The 4,371-nt window shown below is 34.0% G+C and carries 4 protein-coding genes and 2 rRNA genes; 1 reads left to right on the forward strand and 5 read right to left on the reverse strand.

What is annotated here, in order from left to right; genetic code table 11:
- A partial coding sequence (locus PHF25_08855; GenBank protein ID MDD4528119.1) for an IMP dehydrogenase occupies positions 1-383 on the forward strand: 383 nt, incomplete at its 5' end.
- On the opposite strand, the gene PHF25_08860 is transcribed toward PHF25_08855, so the two are convergent.
- From PHF25_08860 to PHF25_08880, 5 genes are all read right to left on the reverse strand, one after another.
- Positions 380-1,471 carry a cellulase family glycosylhydrolase gene (locus PHF25_08860; GenBank protein MDD4528120.1) on the reverse strand — a complete coding sequence of 364 codons (1,092 nt, stop codon included), beginning with the start codon at positions 1,469-1,471 and terminating at the stop codon, positions 380-382. The two genes, PHF25_08855 and PHF25_08860, sit on opposite strands and share 4 nt — an antisense overlap.
- Complete coding sequence (locus PHF25_08865; GenBank protein MDD4528121.1) at positions 1,468-2,301, reverse strand: 2-oxo acid dehydrogenase subunit E2; 834 nt, start codon at positions 2,299-2,301, stop codon at positions 1,468-1,470. The genes PHF25_08860 and PHF25_08865 overlap by 4 nt, the downstream gene beginning before the upstream one ends.
- A 37-nt stretch (positions 2,302-2,338) precedes the next feature.
- A complete protein-coding gene (locus tag PHF25_08870) occupies positions 2,339-3,883 on the reverse strand; it encodes a hypothetical protein (GenBank protein MDD4528122.1) in 1,545 nt (514 codons plus the stop codon).
- Between the two features lie 68 nt (positions 3,884-3,951).
- Positions 3,952-4,068: ribosomal RNA gene (rrf, locus tag PHF25_08875) — 5S ribosomal RNA — on the reverse strand.
- Between the two features lie 108 nt (positions 4,069-4,176).
- A 23S ribosomal RNA gene (locus PHF25_08880) occupies positions 4,177-4,371 on the reverse strand; the annotation flags it as partial.

Here is a 4,371-nt window from a genome sequence, read left to right on the forward strand (position 1 = left end):
GTGCTGACTTTATTATGATGGGTAGATATTTTGCTAGATTTGACGAAAGCCCAAACAAAACAATTCGTTTAGGCAAAAACTACGTTAAAGAATATTGGGGTGAAGGCTCAAACCGAGCTAAAAATTGGGAAAGATACGAGTTTGGTGAAAAGGGTGGATACCTCAAGTTCGAAGAAGGTGTTGATGGTTACGTGCCTTATGCTGGAAAGCTAAAAGACACTTTATCCATAACATTAGAAAAAGTTAAATCAACAATGTGTAGTTGTGGTTCAAGAAGCATTGAAGAACTAAAAAGAACAGCTAGACTAACTTTGGTTTCTGCTACTAGTATCATAGAAGGCGGAGCTCACGACGTTATTTTAAAAGACAAAGAATACACTTAAAAATAACTACTTGGAAGCCATCCTCGCTTAACACATTCTTGGAAACTCCATTCTGGCTGTGTTTCTGTTTTATAAGTCCAAAAAAACCAACCATCGAAAGACTCATAAGCCAATAATTGTGCGCAACCAAAAGCTTTTTTTGCCGCCTCTAGTTGCATTTCATCCAATCCAAGATAGGCATGATTTCTTGATTTAATTTCAAAAAGTACGGGAACAACCATTGGGTCTAATCCCAAGCTCCATTCCCCCACAACACACCTTATTCCTAGCTTATCTTTAATGTTTTTTGATTCCTGTATTAGCTTAGTTACTGGTTTATTAATATGTTCATAAATATTCTGATTCATGTCTAATGTCTCGAAACATTGATAACGATGAATATCATAAAACAAAAGTTTCTTTTCTTTGTCGCTATAAACACCTTGCCACTCAACACAATCTCGAAACCCTTCATGAAACATAATTTGGGCTTCAGAAACAGTTTTCATTGCTTCAATCGCTCTTAAGTTAAATTCATTGATAAAATTAGTAGGGATATCCCACCTTGGCTCATTAAGCAAAGAAATTGCCAAGATGTTTCTTCTTTGAGAATATCTTTCCGCTACTCGTTGCAAAAGCTTAACAGTAAACTCCACATATTCTTCTTTCTTATGCCAGTCACATGTATTAAACATGCCACCATTATCAAAGCCATTCTGACAACCAGGCGCAGCATGTAAATCTAACACAACATCTATCGCGTACTTCTCAGCCCAATCAACAGCTTTATCTAAATACTCAAGGGAACCATTCACGTAAGGATATTTTGTTCCCTTATAATTCTTATGGTAAGGATAGTCCTCACCAAACAACCAATGCCCATAAGGAATTCTAATTGTGTTAATTCCGATAGATGCTAACCACTTAATGTCTTTTTCTTGAATAAAAGAACTTCGATGTTTTTCTATTCTTTTGACTGCTATTTCTTTCAACTCAAGCAATAAGCCCAGCTCATCTTCTGCTAAAGAATCAGTAAACAGAGAAGGCTTAATCCATTTCTCTAGGACAAGCCATCCACCCAGATTAACTCCTCGTATCTTTTTCTTCACTTAAAAACGCTTGAATAACTCTCGGGATTCTCAAAGATTTTTTTAAAATAATGCAAAAACAACCCAGCATCAGCACCATCAGCATACCGATGGTCTAGTGTAAAATTTAAGGAGGTAATTTCTTTTGCTACAACCTGACCATTGTCTACTACTGGTTTCATTTTTGTCTTACCAATAGCAACTATCAATGGACAACGCGTATATGGAGATAAAGGAACAAAAGCGTTCTCAAGCCCCAATGAACCTAAGTTTGTTACTATCACTGAACCAATCGGATCAGAAGGAAGACCAAAAATTCTAGGCGATAAATTTAAGGTATAAATAACAAAATCAATAATCTTATAAACTATCCCTAAAAGCATGGAAGGAATCCATCTGACTATTGACTGAAATCCCTCAAGTTCACTTTCTTTAGATTTGCGTAAGAAGTCCACTTCTTTGCTAACAATCTCGGAAACTTGCTCAATAGTTAAATCGGGGACATTTTTTACAGAAAACCCAGAAAGATCCTTCCCCTTTTTCGTCCTCAACAATGTTGAAACAAAAACATTAGTTTCTTTACGCAAAAAAAGTTTATTTCTGATTAAAACCAAATTCAAAACATTATATTTGTAAAAGCACTCACCCAAAATCTTTACAACTAAATGCGTAAGTGTTACATCATTCTTATTTCTTTTATTATTTATTTCATTAATAAACTTTAAAGCATTAGTTGTTTCAAGTTCTAATTGGCAATAAATACTTGGATCTTTCGGATGTGACCAGCTAGCAATAGAAATTTTTCTGTACGATACTCTGGACATTCTCTCCCCTGTTTTAATATTTTGCATATCCAAATAATATCAGTTTATTGATGATAAAACCATCTCATGTCTGTGTTTTTAAAAATATTTCTTCCGTTAATTTTCTAGGAGTTAAATCAAAAAGCTTAACTGTAATCCCCTCAAATTCCCTTACATCTTCTAAATATTTACTAAAAGGCGTATCGCAATCTAATACTGCCATTTTTTTAATCCCATTAATCTTTATTCCGGTTTTTGCAAAATATTTATTACAAAATTCCTTTAAGAAAATATTTCTTTCATTAGAATTAAGTTGCCTGGATATCTCTTTTAAAAACTTTTCACACCGAATAATGCTACCCGCTGCCCAATTCTTAATTTCTACGTCCCAAAGACAGTCCTCTTGATCTAAACAAATTAAATCTATCTCGCCCTGCGAACTTTTCTTAACCATCTTAAGTATTCCACGTATTTTTCTGACTTTTTTAACGTCAAAACTATCTCTAATAAGTCTTGGTGCTTTCCATCCTGTAAAAGAACCAGCAAAAATAATAGCTCCGCTACTAAAATCAATAATCCCCCTCTCACCCAGAATATTGTAAATAAAGTCTGACTGTTCAACGGAAATATCCTCAATACTACAAAAACTTTCTTTATGAATAATACCTTTAAATTCTTTTTGAAAAGAAAGAACTTTCCAGTCGTAAACTTTATCCGCCATATAAGCAAATACTAGCTCACCATACACACCCTTTAACATTGAAGGATCACTTACCTCAAACTTTAAAACCAAATCTTTTAATCCATCAGTTGCACGTACGTTCCCATTAGAAACAAAATAGACAAAATTCCCAACTAATTCTAATATATAACTCAACAGGTCCTGATAAATTTCTTTTGTGTTATATTCAATGTCTCTTAAAAACCCAAAACAATCCTCAATGGTACTCTTGTTTAACAAATTAATAATGAAATAAAAGCCTTTAACGTATTCTTTATTCCAAACTTTATCTTTGTTGTTTCGCAAATGTTCTACTAGTTTTTGCTGAATTTCTTCTGGAAACTGTTCAAAAAACTTTACTGCAGTAAAGGTAAGTAAGCTAAATTTTTTCCTTACGGAATATTCAATCGCACCACTTTCAAAAATTCTCTTTAAAATAACTTTTCTGGCATAAGCTTTGATTTTCTTCTTTTGTTGCTCAATATTATTGCAAGGAAAATCATCATTATTACTATTCTTGATAAATTTTCTAACTACTGGAGGCTCGGAAGAATATAACTGTTTTAATATTTTAACGCTGAATAACTCTAGATCGTTATCTGATACCTTAGCAATATTTTCTTCCTTACATTTGTCTATTATCATTAAAATAAGCTCTTGCTTAGATACAGCCTCGATGAAACCGATTTGATTCTCATCAAAATAATCATCCCTATCCACAAGCGCACCATTACTGATGGTTTCCCTATTCTGCAATCGAGATATCTGATCTCTCAAATTATCGATTATCTTTTGTTGATGGGAAATTTTTTCCATTAAGTATTGTTCTTTTTGATTAAACTGTGATTGATAATTATTAGCTTCCATACACTTAAGAGTATACTTTTTTTCATAAAAAATAAAATGCATTTATGCATTATTCTCTATTGATATTAATATGTGTATCTTTTGAAATTTAAAATTTGATAAAAAATGCTTGCCGGCAACGTCCTACTCTCCCACAAAGTTGCCCATGCAGTACCATCGGCGCAGGAAGTCTTAACTTCTGTGTTCGGGATGGGAACAGGTGTACCACTTCCGCCAAAATCACCAGCAAGCATTTTAAATTTGCTTGAAAATTTAATGTTAAGTTATATTTAGAACTGTTATCTTTTTTGTCTTGTAATCATAGCACATCTTAGACCTTTATTGTAAATCGAGAATAGGTTAAGACCTCGGCCGATTAGTATTGGTCAGCTGAACACATTGCTGTGCTTACACCTCCAACCTATCAAACTGGTAGTCTTCCAGAGGCCTTACTCTTGCGATGGGAAATCTCATCTTGAAGTGGGCTTCCCGCTTATATGCTTTCAGCGGTTATCCCTTCCACACGTAGCTACCCGGCGTTTGCACTTGGC

It is taken from the genome of Candidatus Margulisiibacteriota bacterium (assembly GCA_028706105.1).
Lineage (GTDB): Bacteria > Margulisbacteria > Riflemargulisbacteria > GWF2-35-9 > DYQY01 > DYQY01.

Excerpts from the sequence above, each read along its gene's own strand:
- PHF25_08865 (MDD4528121.1), bottom strand. The coding sequence starts at position 2,301 with ATGCAAAATATTAAAACAGGGGAGAGAATGTCCAGAGTATCGTACAGA.
- PHF25_08870 (MDD4528122.1), bottom strand. The coding sequence starts at position 3,883 with ATGCATTTTATTTTTTATGAAAAAAAGTATACTCTTAAGTGTATGGAA.